The 18,468-nt window shown below is 69.1% G+C and carries 9 protein-coding genes and 1 pseudogene; 2 read left to right on the top strand and 8 right to left on the bottom strand.

Translation table 11 applies throughout. The annotated features are described in order from the left end of the window. Positions 1 to 685 precede the first annotated feature (685 nt). Positions 686 to 2,149 carry an SDR family NAD(P)-dependent oxidoreductase gene (locus tag ACFYW3_RS03475; RefSeq protein ID WP_351761867.1) on the bottom strand — a complete coding sequence of 488 codons (1,464 nt, stop codon included), beginning with the start codon at positions 2,147 to 2,149 and terminating at the stop codon, positions 686 to 688. Between ACFYW3_RS03475 and ACFYW3_RS03470 the strand changes: the two are divergent. After that, positions 2,122 to 3,171, top strand: a pseudogene (locus ACFYW3_RS03470) (DMT family transporter); the annotation flags it as partial. The gene ACFYW3_RS03475 and the pseudogene ACFYW3_RS03470 overlap by 28 nt on opposite strands. Positions 3,172 to 3,273: 102 nt before the next feature. Here the strand turns inward: ACFYW3_RS03470 and ACFYW3_RS03465 are convergent. Next, positions 3,274 to 4,575: a transglycosylase family protein gene (locus ACFYW3_RS03465; RefSeq protein WP_351761869.1), complete on the bottom strand. Its 1,302-nt coding sequence runs from the start codon at positions 4,573 to 4,575 to the stop codon at positions 3,274 to 3,276. Between the two features lie 183 nt (positions 4,576 to 4,758). Between ACFYW3_RS03465 and gndA the strand changes: the two genes are divergently transcribed. Then, positions 4,759 to 6,204, top strand: a complete 1,446-nt coding sequence (gndA, locus tag ACFYW3_RS03460; RefSeq protein ID WP_351761871.1) for an NADP-dependent phosphogluconate dehydrogenase — start codon at positions 4,759 to 4,761, stop codon at positions 6,202 to 6,204. Positions 6,205 to 6,412: 208 nt separating this feature from the next. Here gndA and ACFYW3_RS03455 read toward each other — a convergent pair whose 3' ends face one another. The 6 genes from ACFYW3_RS03455 to ACFYW3_RS03430 all read right to left on the bottom strand — a co-directional run bounded on the left by ACFYW3_RS03455 (position 6,413) and on the right by ACFYW3_RS03430 (position 18,055). Then, a complete protein-coding gene (locus ACFYW3_RS03455) occupies positions 6,413 to 7,357 on the bottom strand; it encodes a hypothetical protein (RefSeq protein WP_389385388.1) in 945 nt (314 codons plus the stop codon). Between the two features lie 37 nt (positions 7,358 to 7,394). Next, complete coding sequence (locus tag ACFYW3_RS03450) at positions 7,395 to 7,679, bottom strand: GNAT family N-acetyltransferase (RefSeq protein ID WP_389385387.1); 285 nt, start codon at positions 7,677 to 7,679, stop codon at positions 7,395 to 7,397. A gap of 21 nt (positions 7,680 to 7,700) precedes the next feature. Continuing rightward, positions 7,701 to 8,120: an aspartate 1-decarboxylase gene (gene panD / locus ACFYW3_RS03445; protein ID WP_351761875.1), complete on the bottom strand. Its 420-nt coding sequence runs from the start codon at positions 8,118 to 8,120 to the stop codon at positions 7,701 to 7,703. Between the two features lie 131 nt (positions 8,121 to 8,251). After that, the gene (locus ACFYW3_RS03440; protein ID WP_389385622.1) at positions 8,252 to 8,575 is read right to left on the bottom strand and encodes a DUF6193 family natural product biosynthesis protein; all 324 of its coding nucleotides are present in this window, start codon (positions 8,573 to 8,575) and stop codon (positions 8,252 to 8,254) included. 74 nt (positions 8,576 to 8,649) lie between these two features. Continuing rightward, entirely contained in the window at positions 8,650 to 9,567 is a 918-nt protein-coding gene (locus tag ACFYW3_RS03435) for a Dyp-type peroxidase (protein WP_389385386.1), read from the bottom strand. A 229-nt stretch (positions 9,568 to 9,796) separates the two neighbouring features. Beyond that, positions 9,797 to 18,055: an RHS repeat-associated core domain-containing protein gene (locus ACFYW3_RS03430; RefSeq protein WP_389385385.1), complete on the bottom strand. Its 8,259-nt coding sequence runs from the start codon at positions 18,053 to 18,055 to the stop codon at positions 9,797 to 9,799. Between the last annotated feature and the right edge of the window lie 413 nt (positions 18,056 to 18,468).

Here is an 18,468-nt window from a genome sequence, read left to right as displayed (position 1 = left end):
CTGATCGCGCGCCGGAGATAGGGAAATAAAGGTTTTCCGGACGCGGTGGCGCCTTGGTGGAGCGGGGCCCGGGTGAGGCCTCCATGCCGATCAGAGTACACATATGAGCGGGGTCCCGCTCGATGGAACGGTAAAATCCACTCCGGATCACTTGTTTTCGCCCCGAGTTCAGTACATCGGACGCCGGCGGTTCACCGGAATGGGCTGTCGGTCGTACGGGAAGGCGCGGAGCGGGGGTTTCAGTTGGGACTGCCGGGGTGCCCGGGGCAATCCCGACGGTAGCGGCGACCCGGTCCACCCGCGCGAGTTCCACCACCGACCCGACGGCCGTGTTCCGGCCGAACGGGACGGGCCGCGCAAGCCGCGCGGGGCGGGACGGGACGCGCCGGGGGCGTGAGGGGCCATGCCGGGCGTTGGGCCGGGCGGGTGACGGGCCGGGCGGCGTACGCGTCGTCGGAACGGGCTCCGACACGGCAGCCGGGGCGCCCTTGCCGCAGGCGGTCACCGCGCGCTCGCGACCTCACCCGAAAGGGGGACACGGGGACTCCCCGCCCACTCGCGCCCCGACACTCCGGGGCCGCGCCGCGCGCGGGAAACGCCGCTCGCCCGTGCCGACGTCGGCACGGGCGAGCGGGTGGGGGCAAGGCGACCAGTCGGCGGGGGCGGGCCGGTCGAGGGGCAAGGCCTACCAGTTGGCGGGCGCGTAGTCCTTGAGGAATACGCCGAACAGGTCCTCGCCCGCCTCGCCGCGCACGATCGGGTCGTACACCCGGGCCGCGCCGTCCACCAGGTCGAGCGGGGCGTGGAAGCCCTCCTCGGCGAGCCGGACCTTGTCCGGGTGGGGCCGCTCGTCGGTGATCCAGCCGGTGTCCACCGCGGTCATCAGGATCTGGTCCTTCTGGAACATCTCCTGCGCGCTGGTCCGCGTCAGCATGTTCAGCGCGGCCTTGGCCATGTTGGTGTGCGGGTGGCCGGCGCCCTTGTAGCCGCGGCTGAACACGCCCTCCATCGCGGAGACGTTGACGACGTACCTGCGACCGGCCCCGGCCGCGGCCATCGCCGGCCGGAGCTTGCTGATCAGGATGAAAGGCGCGGTGGAATTGCACAGTTGCACTTCGAGCAGCTCGATCGGGTCCACCTCGGACACCGTCTGGATCCAGCTGTTGGTGTCGTGCAGGTCGGGGACCAGGCCGCCGGCGTCGATGGCCGTGCCGGCGGCGATCCGCTCCAGGGAGGCGGAGCCGGAGACCAGCGCCAGCTCGGTGACGTCCTGCGCGCTCAGCTTCTCGCCCTTGCCGGTGGGCAGGGCGGCGACCCGGTCCACGGTGCCGCTGCCGAAGGTGCCGATGACCTCGGCGGCGGGCAGCTCGCCGGCCGGCAGCGGGGCGGTCTCGGCGGCGACGAGTTCGCTGTAGGCGCCCGGGGAGCGGCGCACGGTCTGCGCGGCGTTGTTGATCAGGATGTCGAGGGGGCCCTCGGCGGCGACCGAGTCGGCGAGCGCGACGACCTGGGCCGGGTCGCGCAGGTCGATGCCGACGATCTTCAGGCGGTGCAGCCACTCGGAGCTGTCGGGCATGGCCTTGAAGCGGCGGATCGCGTCGTTGGGGAAGCGGGTGGTGATGGTGGTGTGCGCGCCGTCGCGCAGCAGCCGCAACGCGATGTACATGCCGATCTTGGCGCGGCCGCCGGTGAGCAGGGCGCGGCGGCCGGTCAGGTCGGTGCGGGCGTCGCGGCGGGCGCGGTTGAAGGCGGCGCAGTCCTGGCAGAGCTGGTGGTAGAACGCGTCGACCTCGACGTAGCGGGTCTTGCAGATGTAGCAGGAGCGCGGACGCTGGAGTATTCCGGCGATCGGGCCCTTGGTGGCGGCGGTCAGGGCGTTGCCCTGGGTCTCGTCGTCGATGCGCTCGGCGGAGCCGGTCGCGGTCGCCTCGGTGACGGCCTTGTCGTTGGCGGTCTTGGCGGCGCGGCGGTCCTGGCGGCGACGCTGCTTGACCGTGCGGTAGAGGCCGGCGGTGGCACGGCGTACGGTGATGGCGTCGGGGTGGTCGACGTCGAGCTTGTCGAGCTCACCGAGCACGTTGAGGACGAGGGCCAGCCGCTCGGGGTCGATGCCCGGCCCGTATGCGTGGTTGTCTTCGGTCACCGTCATGGCCGCTGCCGTTCCTTGATCACTCGTCCGCGTCCGCCTGCTGCGGAGGTCCCAAAAGGGCCACTGTACGGAGGCGACGCGCCCGGGGCCAAACCCGTGCCCGGGCACCTCACGCACCGCGAGGGGGCCGTCACGGTGGGGATGGGCGCGACGTTGATCGACGGCGTGGCCGGGAACCGTCTGTCCAACCGTTCCGTAGTCCCACCGGAGTATGCCGAGAGGATGACTCGAAGCCCTTCGGAGGCTCCTCTGGGGGGAGGAATAGGGCGCCTGGGTCGGGCATTGTGGAATTCATGAGTGCCTTCGCGGTGTCCGTTCTGCTCTGCCTGGTGTCCGCCCTCGCGTACGCGGGGGGCGCCATCCTCCAGGAGCAGGTGGCGGCGGGCTCGCCGAACCGGTCCTATGTGCGCCGGGTCGGTTGGTGGTTCGCGGTCGGACTGAACGCGCTCGGCGCGCTGTTGCACGTGGTGGCCTTGGCGTACGGACCGCTGAGCCTGGTGCAGCCGCTCGGCGCCCTGACCATCGTCTTCGCGCTCCCGATGGCGGCGTTCTTCGTCCATCGCCGCGCGGGCGCCGCGGCCTGGCGCGGGGCGGTGGCGGCCACGGTCGGCCTGGCGGGGCTGTTGGCCCTGACCGGCGGCGAGGGCCGGGCGGAGCAGGCGTTGACACACGACGGTCGGACCCTGCTGCTGGTGGTCGCGGGAGCGACGGTGACGGTGCTGTTCCTGGCGGCGCACCGCACGCGTCGGGCCGTGCGGCGCGCTGTGCTGCTGGCCGCGGCGGCCGGTACGGCCTTCGGCATGGCCTCGGTGTTCACGAAGTCGGTGGCGGAGGGCTTCTCCCTGGACGCGCCGACCGCGATGTGGCCCGATCTGGCGGCCATCGCCACGCTGGCGGCGGGCGGGCTGCTGCTGTCACAGGCCGCCTACCGGGGGGCGGGACTGACGGCGCCGCTGGCGACGGTGACCGTGGTCAACCCGGTGGTCGCGGCGGCCGTGGGGATCTCGGTGTTCGACGAGGGCTTCCGCTACGGGTCGCTGGGCGCGCTGGCGGCGGCGGTGAGCGCCGCGGTGGCGGCGGCCGGCCTGGTCCTGCTCATGGCCGTGCCGCCGCACGTGCGCGGGTCAGATGCCGACGCCGTGCCCGCGGAGGTACCGCAGCGGGTCGATGTCGGAGCCGTAGCCGGGTCCGGTGCGCATCTCGAAGTGCAGGTGGGGACCGCTGCTGTTGCCGGTCGAACCGGAGCGGCCGATCCGCTGGCCGCCGGAGACCTGCTGTCCGTCCCTGACCGCGAGCGCCGACAGGTGGGCGTACTGGGAGTACCGGCCGTCGGCGTGCCGGATGACGATCTCGTACCCGTAGGCCCCGGACCAGCCGGCCGAGACCACGGTGCCGGAGCCGACCGCCTTGACGCTGGTGCCGGTGGGCACCGGGAAGTCGACGCCCGTGTGGTAGCCGCTGGACCAGGAGGAGCCCGCGACGCGGTAGGCGGTGCCGAGTCCGGCGTCGACGGGCGCGAAGAAGCCCCCCGAGGACGTCTGCTGCTTCGCTGAGGCCGCCTCGGTCTTCGGCTTCGCCTTCGGAGCGGGCTTGCTCTGCTCCGGCGTGGGCTTCGGGGCGGGCTTGCTCTGCTCGGGCTTCGGCGCGGCCGGCGCCACCGGCTTGACCGGCTTCGCGGTGCGCGGTGGCTTCTCCGGGTTCTGCGCCGGCGGTGCGGCCGTGATCCGCAGGGTGAGGCGCTGGCCGGGCAGGATCAGGTTCGGGTCGGCGCCGACGGTGGCCCGGTTGGTCTCGTACAGCGCCTGCCAGCCGCCCTCGACGCGCTGCTCGGTGGCGATGGCCGACAGGGAGTCCCCGGGGGCGACGACGTACGGGTTCGGGAGCACGGAGGTGCCCGTCGGACGCGGCGCGGTCTTCGGCGTCGCGGCCCCGTCCTGCGGGAGCTTCGCGGTGACCTGCACCTTCACGGGCTGGGGCGCGGGGGTCCGGGCCTTGGCCGGCTGCGGCTTCGTGGACTGCGGGTGCGGGGTGACGGCGGGCGCCGGGCCGCTGCGGCTGAGTCCGGCGGCGGGGCCGCACGAGGGCCAGGCCTGCGGGCCCTGCCCCTTGAGGACCTTCTCCGCGACCGCGATCTGCTGGGCCTTGGTGGCCAGGTCGGCCCGGGGGGCGTAGGCGGTGCCGCCGAAGGCCCGCCACGTGCTCTGGCTGAACTGGAGCCCGCCGTAGTAGCCGTTGCCGGTGTTGATCTGCCAGTTGTTGGTCGATTCGCAGGTGGCGACCTTGTTCCAGGTCTCCACCGAGGCCGCATGGGCGGACCCGGCTCCGACAAGAGGGAGCGCGATCCCGGCGCCACCGGCGGTGACGACGAGCGAGGCCCGGTTGATGCTGCTCGGCTGGTACCGGCGGTGCCGGCCCCGTACGCCCATGGGAGCCCCCTTGACGACATCAGGAAGGGCACAAGGTAGCGGCGACACGAGTCGCCCGGCAAGTAGCACAACCAGCCCGCCTCAAGGCGAAGTTGAGAATCAGTGCACAACGGACGAGCTCTCACATCCCGGTCGATGTAGCGTCGGGGGTCCCCGCACATCGAGGCACGCAGGAGCGCACGCATGAGCAGCAGCACCGCCCAGATCGGTGTCACCGGGCTCGCGGTGATGGGCAGCAACCTGGCCCGGAACTTCGCCCGCAACGGATTCACCGTCGCCGTCCACAACCGCACCGCCGCGAAGACCCATGCCCTGGTGGAGGAGTTCGGCCACGAGGGCTCCTTCGTCGCGGCCGAGTCCGCGAAGGAGTTCGTCGACGCGCTGGAACGACCCCGCCGCCTGATCGTCATGGTGAAGGCCGGCGAGCCCACCGATGCCGTGATCCGCGAGTTCGCCGAGCTCCTGGAAGAGGGCGACGTCATCATCGACGGCGGCAACGCCCACTTCGAGGACACGCGCCGCCGCGAACGCGAGCTGCGCGAGCAGGGGATCCACTTCGTGGGCGCCGGCATCTCGGGCGGCGAGGAGGGGGCGCTGCGCGGCCCGAGCATCATGCCGGGCGGGCCGGCCGAGTCGTACACCTCCCTCGGCCCGCTGCTGGAGAAGATCTCGGCGAAGGCCGCCGACGGCACCCCGTGCGTCTCGCACATCGGCCCCGACGGCGCCGGGCACTTCGTGAAGATGGTGCACAACGGCATCGAGTACGCCGACATGCAGCTCATCGCCGAGGCCTACCACCTGCTGCGCGAGGTCGCCGGCTACTCCCCCGCGAAGATCGCGGAGACCTTCCGGACCTGGAACACGGGCCGGTTGGACTCGTACCTCATCGAGATCACGGCGGAGGTCCTCGCGCACACGGACGCCGCGACCGGCCGGCCGTTCGTCGACGTCGTGGCCGACGCCGCCGAGCAGAAGGGCACGGGGCGCTGGACCGTGCAGATCGCCCTCGACCTGGGTGTGCCGGTCTCGGGGATCGCCGAGGCGGTCTTCGCCCGCGCCGTGTCCGGTCACGGTGACCTGCGCACGGCCGCGCGCGATCTGGCGGGACCGTCGGCGACGCCACTCTCCGGGGCCGCGGCCGACGCCTTCGCTGCCCAGGTCGAGCAGGCCCTGTACGCCTCGAAGATCGTCTCGTACACGCAGGGCTTCCACCAGATCCAGGCGGGCAGCGCCGAGTACGACTGGAACGTGGACCTGGGCGCGGTCGCCTCGCTGTGGCGCGGCGGCTGCATCATCCGGGCGGCGTTCCTGGACCGGATCCTCGCCGCGTACGACGCCGAGCCCACGCTGCCGAGCCTGCTCGCGAACCCGGAGTTCGCCCAGGAGATCGGCGCGGCGCAGGACGACTGGCGGGAGGTGCTGGTGGCGGCGGTCCGCCAGGGCATCCCGGCGCCGGCGTTCGCGGCCTCGCTGGCGTACTACGACGCCCTGCGCGCGGAGCGGCTGCCCGCGGCCCTGACCCAGGGCCAGCGGGACTTCTTCGGGGCGCACACCTACCGGCGCACCGACCGGGAGGGCTCGTTCCACACCCTCTGGAGCGGCGACCGCTCCGAGGTCCGCACGGACTGACGCTCCGCGGACGGACCGACGCGCGTGCCTCGGGCCCCCGACCGGGGCCCGACCCGACCCGGGCCACGAGCGGGCGGCCCGGGTCCGGTGCCTCGGCCGGCGAACGGCGTGTCGAGCGCCTCCCGTCGGATCCCGTCGGACGAACGGCGCCTGGCCCGGGCCCCGGTCGAGCGACCTCGACCGGGCCGGGTTCGGGCGGGTTCGGGCCTCAGGCCCGGATCGAGCCGAGCGGGCCGGGCTGCGGCACGGGGGCCGGTCCGGGCGGCGCCGGGATCGGGTCGGGCTCGGGCACCGGTCCGGGTACGGGCGGCGCCGGCCTCGGCGTGGGCGGCTCGGGGTCCGGGAACGGGCGGGGCCCCGGCGTCGGATCGGGTCCCGGCACCGGGGGCTGCGGGTCGGGGCCGGGGACCGGAGGCTGGGTCTGCTCTTCGATTCGCACCATGTGTCCCACCTTCCCCGGAACCCCGGCCGTACGCCCTCCGGAGAGCGGCCGACCGGCGGACCCGCGGACCGGCTGACGGCCCAGCGCGGCGGCCAGGCCGCGTGCGGGACCCGTCAGGACGGGGATCCGGGTCGTGGCCGACGCCGCGGCGCCGGCCATCGAGCCCTGGGCGAGGAGGATGACGTCCGTGTCCGTGACGGCGTCGATCGCCTCGGCCACGAGGGCGAGGGAGCCGGCTCCGTCACCCGCCTCGAACCGGTCCCAGGCCCCGGCGACCACCCGCGTCCGAACGGACACCTCGCGCGTACCCGCCTCCTCGGCCAGCAGGCCCGCGGTCGGGGCCAGAGTGGACTCCAGCGAGGCCAGTACGGTGATCCGGCCGCCGATCCGGACCGCCTCGGCGGCCATCGGCCGGTCCACCCGGAACAACGACAGTCCCAGCGGGCCGGCCTGCGCCTCCACGACCGCACCGATCGTCGAACAGGTGACCAGAACGCGCCCGGAGCACCCGCCGAGCAGCTCCCGTACGGCCGGCGCCACCGCCTCCGGGCCCTCCACGCGGGCCCGGTCCAGCAACTCCGGGACCACCAGGTGCCGCAGGACGGCGCCCGGGTGCTCCCGGTCGCGCAGGGCGTCGAAGACCGGAACGTGCACCGCGGACGTGTGGAGCAGCGTCAGGGACACCTCCGAGACAACAGAGGCGTTCGTCATCGCGGACGGGTTCGTCACCACAGGGCGGACGCGTTCGTCACCACAGGCCGGAGTCCGAGGCGAGCTGCGCCCTGGCCGCCGCCACCAACTCCGCCGTGGCCGCGGGCGCCAGGTCGGGGTGTTGGGCGGCCCAACTCGCGGCATACGGGCAGAGCGGCACCACCGACAGCCCCTCGGCCGAGGCGATCGCGTAGAAGGCCTCCACCAGACGTCCCGCGAGGGCGAAGTAGGCGATGAAGCCGACCGGGAGCCCCTCCTCGACGGCGCGCAGCCGCCCGGCCTCACGGTCGTCCTCGAACACGATCGTCCGCTCGTCCGCCATGGCTCCCGACTCCCGACCCCGTCAGACGGCAACCGCGTGGGGGCTGCGCTCCTGATCCGTTCCCGGTACCGGCGCGGAGGGATCCGCACCCAGCTCGATGATGCGGTTGCCCGCGTCCACGTGCACGACGCGGGGCTTCAGCTCCCGGGCCTCGGCATCCTCGACCTGCGCGTAGCTGATGAGGATGACCAGGTCCCCGGGGTGGACGAGGTGGGCGGCGGCGCCGTTGATCCCGATGACACCCGACCCGCGCTCGCCTTCGATGACGTACGTCTCCAACCGCGCGCCGTTGGTGATGTCCACGATGTGGACCAACTCCCCGGGCAGCAGGTCGGCCGCGTCCAACAGGTCGGCGTCGACGGTGACCGACCCGACGTAGTGCAGGTCGGCCTGGGTCACGGTGGCCCGGTGGATCTTGGACTTGAACATGGTGCGAAGCATGAAATAACTCCCGATTCGTCTGCTCCCTGCCCGCTTTTCGCAGGTCAAGGGCCGTCTCCGGAGACTACAACGATTCGCATGTCCAGTCAGCCTTACGCAGCCCCTTCAGGCCCCACGCCGCGTCGCCACGTTTACGCGCCCTCCCCCTCGCCCAAGACACGGCGGATCCGTTCCGCCGCGAACGCGACGGCCTCCTCCGGATCCTCCGTTTCAAGCAGAACGATGCCGGATGTCACAGGGTGCGCCACGACGGTGTAGCGGCCCGATTCGGCAGCGATGGACGGGAACGGCTCGTAGCGATCCCTCATGTCATCGAAGGCCGACGGATAGAGCTGATTCAGTGAACGCCAGGGAAACATCGACCGAAACAGCCGGTTCCGTGAAGCGGCCTGAAGCAGCGGCCAGAACGCCGCATCCCAATCGTTGGCATGCGGCGGCGAACCGGCGTCCAGCATCTCCACCCACGCCTCATCCTCACTTCGCCCCATGACCGTCCTCCGGGTAGCACGGCTCGCCCGGGACAAAATCGTCAAGCATTCTGTGCGATCGCCTCGATCCAGCTGTTGCCTGGAGGCGGAATGAAGAAATATCCGCCCCCTGTTGTCAGTATGTACTTGCTCATCGATTCACCTTCCAGCCGCTTCTGGATGGCCTCGAATCCGTTGGCGAGGTCCCGCTGGAAGCACGTGAAGACCAGTCCCCTGTCGCCGCCACCCAGGTCGTAGCTGTAGCTGCGACGAACAATTTCCGGATGATTTCGCGGGTCCGGGGCGGCTCGCCGTACGTGAGCATCCAGAGGGGTGACACTGCCCTGAGGATCTGCCGAGAAGTTCGCGCGTTCGTCGGCCGGCGTTCCATCCAACCATCGCCCGTTCCTGCGCCGGCCGATGATCCGCTCCTGCTCGTCGATGGGGTCCTTGTCCCAGAGTTCGGTCGCGAATCGGATGATTCTGACCACTTGGTAGCTACCGCCGACAGCCCAATCGGGCTCCTGTTGCCCGGCCCGGACAATCGCTCGATCCGATGCTTCACCATCCGCCACCGGGTTTCCGAATCCTTCGGTGAAACGGAAGGGATTATCGGCCAGGGCTCGCCCACCCGACTTTCGGTTCCCCCACCGAAAACCGCTACTTTGCCATCGAAGGCGCCAGTGTCGGGATCCGGAGAGGATCTCTTCGGCCGGCCTCACCACATGCGCGAGTGAGGCACCGCCAAACTGTAGGAGCACATCTCCGTGCACCTGCCGGGGATCCAACACATCACCGGCGAAAGAGGGCATCTCGGTGAGATGCCGAGGGCGGACTCGGCTCTGCTTGAACACGCTTGCACCGAGAGCCATAACACACTCCCCAACGCCATGGGCCACCCTCTCGACCTCTGCGGAAAGCTCCTGCAGCAGGGCCACTTGATCCCGTCCAGAAAACACATCGAGATCCAGAGAGACCATGACCTGATACGGGTGAGGTGAATTCCAGACAGGCATCCCCCACTGCCCCGAGGCTCCCTCCGACTTGGATACAGGCCGGGATGCGAGAGCGACACCGGCCGCGGCAGCCGATACCGCCAGACCGCCCCCCGCCAGCACTACCCTTCTACTGATGTCCACAAAGCTCTCCGCGTTACGTTGACCCGTGGTCGGCTGGTCGGCCGACAGGGAGTGACCGGATCGACCTCGGTCAGCAGGGAGCCGGACCGTTGAAGAAGGTCGTAACCCTCAACGCTGCCGCGTTGCCGCAAATGTATCTCAGCTCCATCGCCGTAACACTGTTCCCGGCGAAGGTGCCGGCCCCTGAGACCATTTCATCGACTTTCTGAATTCCTCGCATGTTGAAGGACATGTATCCCCCTCGACTGACGACAGCGTCGATCATTTGCGCCACCATGTCGGAATTCATCGCAGCACCGGGTCGGATGCCGAACATCTTGTGGGTGTACGTGACCGCCCCCAGCCGTTCGGCGAAGTTGGCCAGGACATTGCGTTCGCCACCTCGAATGTGGAGGATTCCGAGCGCCAGGTGGGGTCCGCATCCAGGCGTGCTGTTGTGGACCAGTACATCGGCCCCACGGACGCCCACGTAGTAGGAGTGCAGTCCATCGACGGTCAAGTTGTAGACCGTCACCTGCTGTGTCCGGTGGCTTACGGCAGTGATCTGTACTCGGGTTCCCGCCCCGGTGAGGAGCCATTGCCCGGCGCCCAGCTCCCCGGCCGGCACCCACCGCTTGAGGTCGGGCACCCAGAACGGGTGGCCTTCGGTGGCAGTGAGTGGATCCGCGGCTCCCGCGACGGCTATGTCGACCAGTTGTTTGTCACCACTGCCTTGGATCAGCGCGGTGACCCGTCGCGGTCCCGATTCCCGCGTTGTGGGGTCGCCGGCCAGGACCTGGTCGCCGATCCTCACGTTCTTGATCGGCTTGCGGGTCCCGTCCGCCATGGCGACCGGGGTTTCGGCCGTAAAGCTGTTGCCGCTCGGGCAGCCCGCCCGGGCAGCCCATTTCAGGGTGCCGAGGGAACCGAGCATCCCGAAGGCGCACCCCGTGGCAGCGGACCGTCCGACCTGTCCCCAGTTGACCTTGCGGCCGCTCAAGCGCTGCATGCCCCAGTCCACGGCTCCATCGATCAGGCCGCCTGCGGCGCAGCCAAGGAGAAGCGGATTGTTGCCGGTGGGATCGGTGTAGGTCGTGGGTGAGCCGGCGGCGTACTGGTAGAGGTTGGCTCCGCCGGCCTGGCCGATGGGGTCCTGGGAGATGAAGCGGCCGGTTTCGGGGTCGTAGTAGCGATTGCGGTAGTAGAGAAGCCCGGTGCTGTCTTTCTCGCGGCCGGTGAAGGTGTAGGGGTTGGTGGTGGCCTGGCCGGCGATGGCGGGCTGACCACTGGGGTCATAGGTGTAGCGGGTGGCTACGGTGCCATCGGTGTTGGCGAGGCCGACGACGGTACCGAGGGCGTCGGTGAGGTAGGTCTGGGACCGGCCGTTCTCGTCGCGGGTCAGAAAGGCGTCGATACCCGCGGTGGCGACGGTGGCCGTCGTCGTACCAGCGCCGGTCTGTTCGACGAGAGGGTTGGAGCCGTCCGTGAGGTACTTGGCGGTGGAGCTGTCGATGGTCTTGCTGATGCGGGTGCCCATCGGGTCGTAGCCGAAGGCGGCGTTCGTCCCGGCGGTATTGCTGAGGCCGGTGAGCTGACCCCGGGTGTTCCAGGCGTAAGCGCGCATGCCGTCGTTCTTGAGCCGGCCTTCACTGTCGTAGGTGAAGCTGCGACCGTTGAAAGTGGTGACGCGGTTGTCCTTGCCGAAGACGGCGCCCGTCTCGGTGGCCGGGAGCGCGACGCCGGCCAGGGTGCCGCTCAGCCGCGTCTGCAGGCCACGGTTGTCCCGGGTGTAGTTGAGATCGCCGATGTTCTGGGCGCCTCGGGTGTACGCGATGGACCTGACATTGCCGGTCTTGTCATGGTCAGTGGTGCGGGTGATACCGCCGGGTAGGACGGCGGTCTTCTGTCGTCCCGCGGCGTCGAGACCGAAGCTGACATTCTGCGCTCCGGTTTTGACGCTGGTCAGGATGTTGGAGGTGTCGTAGCCGTAGACGGTGGTGGTTCCTGCGGCGGTCATCGTGGCGCGGCGGTCGGCGTTGTCGAAGCTGTAGGTGACAGTGCCGGTGGGGCCGGTGACGGTCGCAGGTCGGTCGTAGTCGTCGTAGGTGAAGGACTGGGTGCCCGACACCGTGTCGCTGATGGTCTTGCCGCGATCGTAGGAGTCGTACTCGTAGTTGACCGTCGACTCGGCCTGTCCGCTGATCTGTACGCCGTATTTCGTGGTCTTGGTCCGGCCGAGCAGGTCGTGATCAGTGGTGGCGACCTCTCCGAGCCGATTGGTGACCCGGGCGATCCGGCCGGCTCCGTCGTAGCTGAAGGTGACCTTCGCGCCGAGGGGGTCGGTGGCGGCCTTGGGCCGTTCTGCCTGGTCGTACTCCCACACAGTGGTGTTGTCGCGGGCATCGGTGAGAGTGGTGAGGTTGCCGTTGTCGTCGTAACCGAGCGTCGTCTTCTGACCGAGTGGGTCGGTGCTGGTGCGAATCTGGTTGAGCTTGTCATAGGTGAGAGTGCCGGCCGCTCCGGCGCTGTCGGTGACCACGGTGGGCCGGCCGGCGGTATCGAAGAAGCGGGTGCTGGTGCGGCCTTCCGGGTTCTTGACGCTCACCAGATCGCCGTAGCGGTAGGTGTACTCGGTCACGGAGCCGTCGGGTGCGGTTGCCTTGGCGATCTGCCCGTCGGGCTGGAAGTCGAAATCCGTGAGGCGCCCTTCGGGGTCCTTGACCGTGTCGAGGTTGCCGTTGGCGTCGTAGGTGTACGTGGTGGTGTTGCCGAGGGCATCGGTCGTCTTCGTCGGCTGGTCGTACGGGCCGTCGAAGCTGCTGGTTCCCGATGTGCGGGCCTTGGGCGTACCGGCGAGTTCCGTGGTGGAGGTGATGTTTCCGTTGGCGTCGTACTGAAGATCGACGCGTCGGCCGAACGGGTCGGTGATCGCGTTGATGCGGTGGGTCGCGGCGTCGCGGGTGTAGGTGAGGGGTCGGGCCAGCGCGGTTCCGAACGCCTGGGTGTCCTTCACGCCGTAGCCGGCGGCGTCGAACTCGACGCGCCTCACCGCGCCTCCGGGTTCAGTCACCGTTGTGGAGGTGACCTGACCGACACCGGTCTGGGTGTGGTCGAAGGTGTATTTCTGGCCCTCGGCGAGGGTCTGCTCCTTGACACGTCCGTTCGCGTCGAAGGTGTTGCTCATGTAAGTGATGCCGCGGGCATCGGTGGCGCTCGCGATGCGGTTGGTCGTGCCGTCGTAGGTGTAGCGGCTGGTCTTTCCCGCGGGATCGGTCACCGTTTCGAGACGCCCGGCCGCGTCATAGGCGTACGCCACGATGCGGCCGGCGTTGTCCCTGGCCGAGGTGATGCGGTGCTGGGCGTCATAGCCGAAGCCGACCCAGCGGCCGCCGGGGGTGGTCACTTGGGTGATCTCGCCCTTGTTCCCGTTCAATCGGCTGATCTTGGTGACGTTGCCGTGGCGATCGCGGATCTCTTTCAGGGGGGAGTACTGCGGGAAGACCCAGACAGTGCCGTCACGGAAGCGCAGCTCCCACCGGCTGTCCACATTGGAGATCTTCGACCCCTTGAATTCGCTGGAGGTGTCGAGAGGTTCGAAGACCGCGTCGCTCCAGCCGTTGCCGGGCGAGGTACGTGTGAAGTGGACCTTGGCTCCGCCCGGCAGGTAGAGGTCGACTTCCCCGTACTGCTGCTCGGAGTGCAGGAAGGCGTTGTACATCAGGTCCCGGCCGATGCCGAACGAGCGCTTGACAGTGTCTCCCTGCCAGTACGTGCGGGTCGCCTCGGCGCTCCCTCGCGGGTCTGAGACGGCGAGGTCGGTGTGGGAGTCGGTGAGCATCCCGGTGGAGAGCTCGACCGGGTCACCGGAGAGCCAGTCGACGGCGTCCTTGAGCCAGGATGTCAGCCACGGGGCCCAGTCGCCGATGTTGAACATGGCCCCGTGGAACGCCCAGACGCGAGTGTTCGCGTCGGGTACGACCTGGCGGCCGTCGGCGGAGACGGCGCCTTGGCCGTATACGTACCAGCCCTTGGCCTTGGGGTCGTAGTCCATGAAGCTGACCCGGGTACCCGGGGCTTCATGGGTGTAGTTCGGATAGATGATCTGCGCGCCCTTGGGGAACACGTAGGTGCCGCCGGGCTGCACCGTGAAGTAGACCGGGATCACGCTGTTCGTCGGGAGCGGGAAGGGCGGCCGGTCAATCGGGACAGCGGTGATCCCCAGCTCCGTCACAGGGTTGCCCTTGTCGTCCCTTACAACCGACCCCTTCGGGATGCGCACCTCAAGTCCCGGGATCTGCGGTGTCGTCAGGACGACATCACTGGTGGCCGGCGCCGCGAACTTGACGGTGTTCCGGGTGTCCAGTGGGGTCATCCATACCGGGAACCCGAGATCCACGCTCTGGCCGGCCTTGGGCTGAATGTGGATGTCGAAACGACCATAGGCGCGCTGACTGCTGTTCGCGCTGGTGCCGTCGACGACCAGCGTCGTTGCCCGTGGATCGATGCCGCTGAGAAGGAACCATCCTTGGGCGTCGGTGCGCGCCGTTTTGGCCCCGACGGTCACGGTCACCCGCTGGAGGGGGTCGCCGTCCAGTTTGAGTACCCGGCCGGTCAGCGATGTCGTTCGGGGCGGTGCCTGCGGCGACGGTGGGGCCTTCGGCGCGTGGCCTCGTTCGGTGACCCAGTCCCGGCCGTCCAGGTTCGCCTTGCCGGGCTGCCACGTGTCGGACCCCGTGGGAACCGACTTGGCTGCGACCGCCGCGGTGGCCGGTTGTTCCTGCGGGGCGCCGGGGGTGCCCTTCTCGGACGCCGCCCCGGTTGCAAGGGGCGCCGCCACAGTGGCACCGACACTCTTCAAAGCCAGCTTGAAGGTACCCGTGTTCATACCTGGTTCGACGGACAGAACGTGCGTTCCGGTCGCTGCGAGCGCCGGGAGATCAGTGGTGAGTGTGGTCGTGCCGAGGTAGCGGCCGTCGACCAGCCTCTTGCCGTCCGGGCCGGTGACGTACAACAACCAGGAGGAGGGCGGGGTGTCCCAGGTCAGGGTCAACTTCTGACCCGCGGCGCCGCTGAAGGTGTAGCGCCCGTTCTGTCCCGCCTTCGTCAGACTGACCGGTGCCTTGGCCCCACCGATCGCGAGGGCCCCGCCCTGTGCGTCAGGAACGAGGGATGCCGTGGTTGTTCCCGTGGTCGGCTCGTTGGGACGGACCAGGATGCGGTGTGTCCCGGCAGCCAACGGCGGCAACAGGTCGGCGTCCACGGGCGCGGTCGACAGGCCGGCCAGGTAGGTGTCGGTCGTGGCTCCAGGTGGCAGGTGATAGATCTTGGAGCCACCGCTGAGCGTCGTTGCGGTGAAGGTGACCGCGTAGCCGTCGCCTACGGCTACGGGTACCGTGAGCTCGATCTGCTGGCCGGGGCGGTTGATCGTGGGTGTGGCTGTGGGAGCCGCCGTGGTCAGCGCCGTTGTCACCGGTTTCGACAGCCACAGCGTCATGCCGCCGGATCCTGCCTCGCTGGGCGTGTACAGCACGGTGTACTTGGTCCCTGCCGTGAGCGCTGTGAAGTAGTGTGCCGCGGGAGCGGACGCGGAGAACCGGCCGACGAAGGTACCCGTCCCACCCCGTGGGTCGATCAGGTGCACGTCGTTCGCCTTGGTGACGGTGTTGTTGGTGACGCCGATGCCGAGCGCCGACGTGCTGGATCCCGTGAACTCGGCGCGAACCTGCTGACCCGGCCTGGTCGTGGTGACTGCAGCGGAGGCTCCGTCAGCCGTGAGAGCCACGCGGAGGTCAGCGGAGAGCGTCAGAGCGATCGACCCGGTTGCCGCGTGGTCGGGATCGGAGAGGACCGTGTACGTGCCGGACTCGGACACGTCGGGCAGCGGCAGTGTGTCACCGTACCGTGCCGGGATGTATTTGGCGTTGATGAGTTTGGCTCCGGAAGGAGCCAGAACGGTGACGTACGTGTTCCCGGTGAAGGTGTTGCCCGTGACCCCGATGGAAAGGTCGTCGCCGGCCACCGCCGTGAACTGGCCTTGAGCCCGCTGGCCGGGCCTCGTCAGCGGGAACGGCACCGAGGCGCCTGAGGCGGACAACGTCGCCCGCACGTCAGCCGCCAAGGTCACGTTCAGGGACCCTGTCGACCCGTACGAGGGATAAATCAGTACGGTGTAGATTCCCGACTGCGGAAGGTCCGGCATGCGAACCGAGCCGGAGGTCGCGCCAAAGAGGTACTGGGCGTCGACGACCTTCGCTCCGGAGGGGGCGAACACCGTGACGTAGGTCGTCGCGGTGAAGGTGTTTCCAGTGACTCCCAGGGACAAGTCGTCGCCGGCCGACGCGGTGAACTGGCCCCGGGCGGTCTGGCCGGCGCGCGCCATGGACAGCGGTACGGATGCGCCTTGGGCCGAGACGGTGAACGCCAGGTCCGCCGACAGAGTCAGTGACATGGCACCGGTCGCGCCGTCCACCGGATTCAGGAGCACCCTGTAAGCGCCGGTCTCGGAAATCCCGGCCAATGGAATGCCGGCGTTGTCTCCGGCGGAGACGTACTTGCGGTCGACAACGATCGCACCGGACGGGGCGAACACGCTGATGTTCGTGCCGGAGAGCATGGTGTTGGCGGATACTCCGAGCGCCAGATTGTCGCCGGCCGACGCGGTAAAGGCAGCTTCCGCGTTCTGCCCCATGCGACTGATGTCCGCCCGGGTCGGTGCGGCGGTGGTCGTCAGCGCCCCCAGCGCAAGCGGACGAGAAGCGGTCAGAGCCACCGTACCGACATCGATGTTCGGCGGGTCGATGACAACCGAGTACGTCCCGGTCGCGGGTAGAGGCGGGCTGTCCCAGTCATGGCTCGAACCCGACCACAGAGTGAAGGCGCTCCCGCTTACCACCTTGCCGTCCGGCGCCCGGACTTCTCCTTCGATGTAGGACGAGAACCCCGTGGGGGTGAGCCCGAGGGATATCCGCTGTCCGGCTTGGCCGTCGAAGCGGGCCACACCCGATTGGCCGGGCCGAGTGATCCTCAACTGCCCTGGAGGGCCCGTCGGATCCAACGTCCCCGCGTCGGCGAACCGCGAAGCGGTCAGCCGCACCGTGCCGGTCGCGGCCAGGTTCGGGGCGTACCTCACGGTGTACTGCCCGGAGGCGGAAACGACCAGGGCTCCGAGCGATCCCGACCGGTTGGCCTGAAGGTAACCGCTCGCAGCCTCGGTGCCATCCGGTCGGTACAGGTAGGTGTTCGCGGTCTGGGAAACTCCGGACGCGTCCACTCCGATGCTCAGCGATGTGCCCAGCGCGGCGTTCACCGTCCAGCGGGCCTCCTGACCCGCCCTCGTGATCGGCACGTCCGCTGTCGGACCCGCGGGGTCGAGAACACCGGTGACCGGTTTGGACACCGTCACGGTCACGGCACCGATGTTGCCCGTTCCCGGCTTGAGGATCAGAACGTACCGACCGCCGACAGGAAGACGGGACATCTCCCACGCGGCGGAGTTCCCGTTGAAGTATCCGCTATCGCCGAACCGGACTCCTTGCGGCGTATGGAGCTCGAGGGTCACACCGGAGTTGAACGTGGAGTTGGTGAACCCGAAGTTGATGTCGTCGCCCTGGTTGGCGTCGAAGAGGACCTGCGCTCGGTTGCCGGGTGTGGTCACGGCAACCGTCGGTGGTGCCGGGTCAGAGACCGAAGTCGTTTTCGACGACTCGATATCGCCATCGCCCGAGGAGGAGACCACGCGAAACGCCGTCGAAGAGGCACTTCGGCCGTCCGCTGTCTCGATCTCCATCGGACCGGTCACAGCACCCGCCGGCACCTTGACCGTCAACGTCGTGTCGGTACGCGCGGTTGCCTCCGCGACGACTCCGCCGGCGAACCGCACCACGTTGTCGGTCAGGCCCGTGGCAAAGTTCGCTCCCGTCAGCACTACCGCAGTGCCCATCTGACCGTCCGTCGGGCTCATGCTCGAAACGGACGGAGCCGGAGAGGACCGGGTGAACGATTCAGCAGACTGCGCCGTGGTGCCGCTGACCGTCACGGAAACCTTGCCGCCCTCGGCGCCGGCAGGAACCTTCACCGTCAGGCGAGTCGCCGTGGCCGAGACAACCTCGGCGGTCGCACCACCGAACTTCACCGTGTTGGAGGTGGCTGTGGCGGCGAACCCGGTGCCCGACAGAGTGACTGTCGCTCCAACCGGCGCCCGTAGTGGGACAAGCGAGAGGATGGACAGAGAGCTGGTCGCATATCGGTCGATGCCCATACGGTTACCGGCCGCGTCGTACCGGTACCGCGCGGTCTCACCGTTGGGATCACTCACGCCAACGAGCCGACCTGCCGCGTCATAGGCGTACACGGCGTCGTTGGTGGTCGGGGCTGCAGCCGTGACAGACTCGGAGAGCGGCGCCTTCGGGCGCTCCCCCTTCGAAGAGGGCGCCACCGGTGGCGACGGCGCCCCAACCGCAGGGAACTGCGCAGGCTTTCCGCCTGCGGTCGGCGGCGACGACGATAATGATGCGCCCGATGCCGATGGTGACGACGTTGCCGTCGCCTGTGCGGACACCGTCCCCCCTGCCAGAGAGAGAACCAGCGCAACGACGGTCAAGGTACGCCGTCGAGCGGAACCCCTGAACGCACTGCTCTCGTTGTGCACGTGCACCACGCCCTCCCCAGAGCCGCCCTGCAGAGCCCAGTCGCCTCACTCCTGGCAGGACGTCACAACGTACACACAGGAAGTGAAGATCACTTTCCTTTCTTCACGCGCACTCG

Origin of the sequence: Streptomyces sp. NPDC002602 (assembly GCF_042889445.1) — a bacterium.
GTDB lineage: Bacteria > Actinomycetota > Actinomycetes > Streptomycetales > Streptomycetaceae > Streptomyces.
The sequence above is the reverse complement of the archived record's forward strand: the minus strand, read 5'-3'. Positions and strand labels throughout refer to the sequence as shown.

Coding starts and splice junctions, on each gene's coding strand:
- ACFYW3_RS03465 (WP_351761869.1), bottom strand. CDS start 4,575: ATGGGCGTACGGGGCCGGCACCGCCGGTACCAGCCGAGCAGCATCAAC.
- ACFYW3_RS03440 (WP_389385622.1), bottom strand. CDS start 8,575: ATGCTGGACGCCGGTTCGCCGCCGCATGCCAACGATTGGGATGCGGCG.
- panD (WP_351761875.1), bottom strand. CDS start 8,120: ATGCTTCGCACCATGTTCAAGTCCAAGATCCACCGGGCCACCGTGACC.
- ACFYW3_RS03455 (WP_389385388.1), bottom strand. CDS start 7,357: ATGACGAACGCCTCTGTTGTCTCGGAGGTGTCCCTGACGCTGCTCCAC.
- gndA (WP_351761871.1), top strand. CDS start 4,759: ATGAGCAGCAGCACCGCCCAGATCGGTGTCACCGGGCTCGCGGTGATG.
- ACFYW3_RS03450 (WP_389385387.1), bottom strand. CDS start 7,679: ATGGCGGACGAGCGGACGATCGTGTTCGAGGACGACCGTGAGGCCGGG.
- ACFYW3_RS03475 (WP_351761867.1), bottom strand. CDS start 2,149: ATGACGGTGACCGAAGACAACCACGCATACGGGCCGGGCATCGACCCC.
- ACFYW3_RS03435 (WP_389385386.1), bottom strand. CDS start 9,567: ATGGTCTCTCTGGATCTCGATGTGTTTTCTGGACGGGATCAAGTGGCC.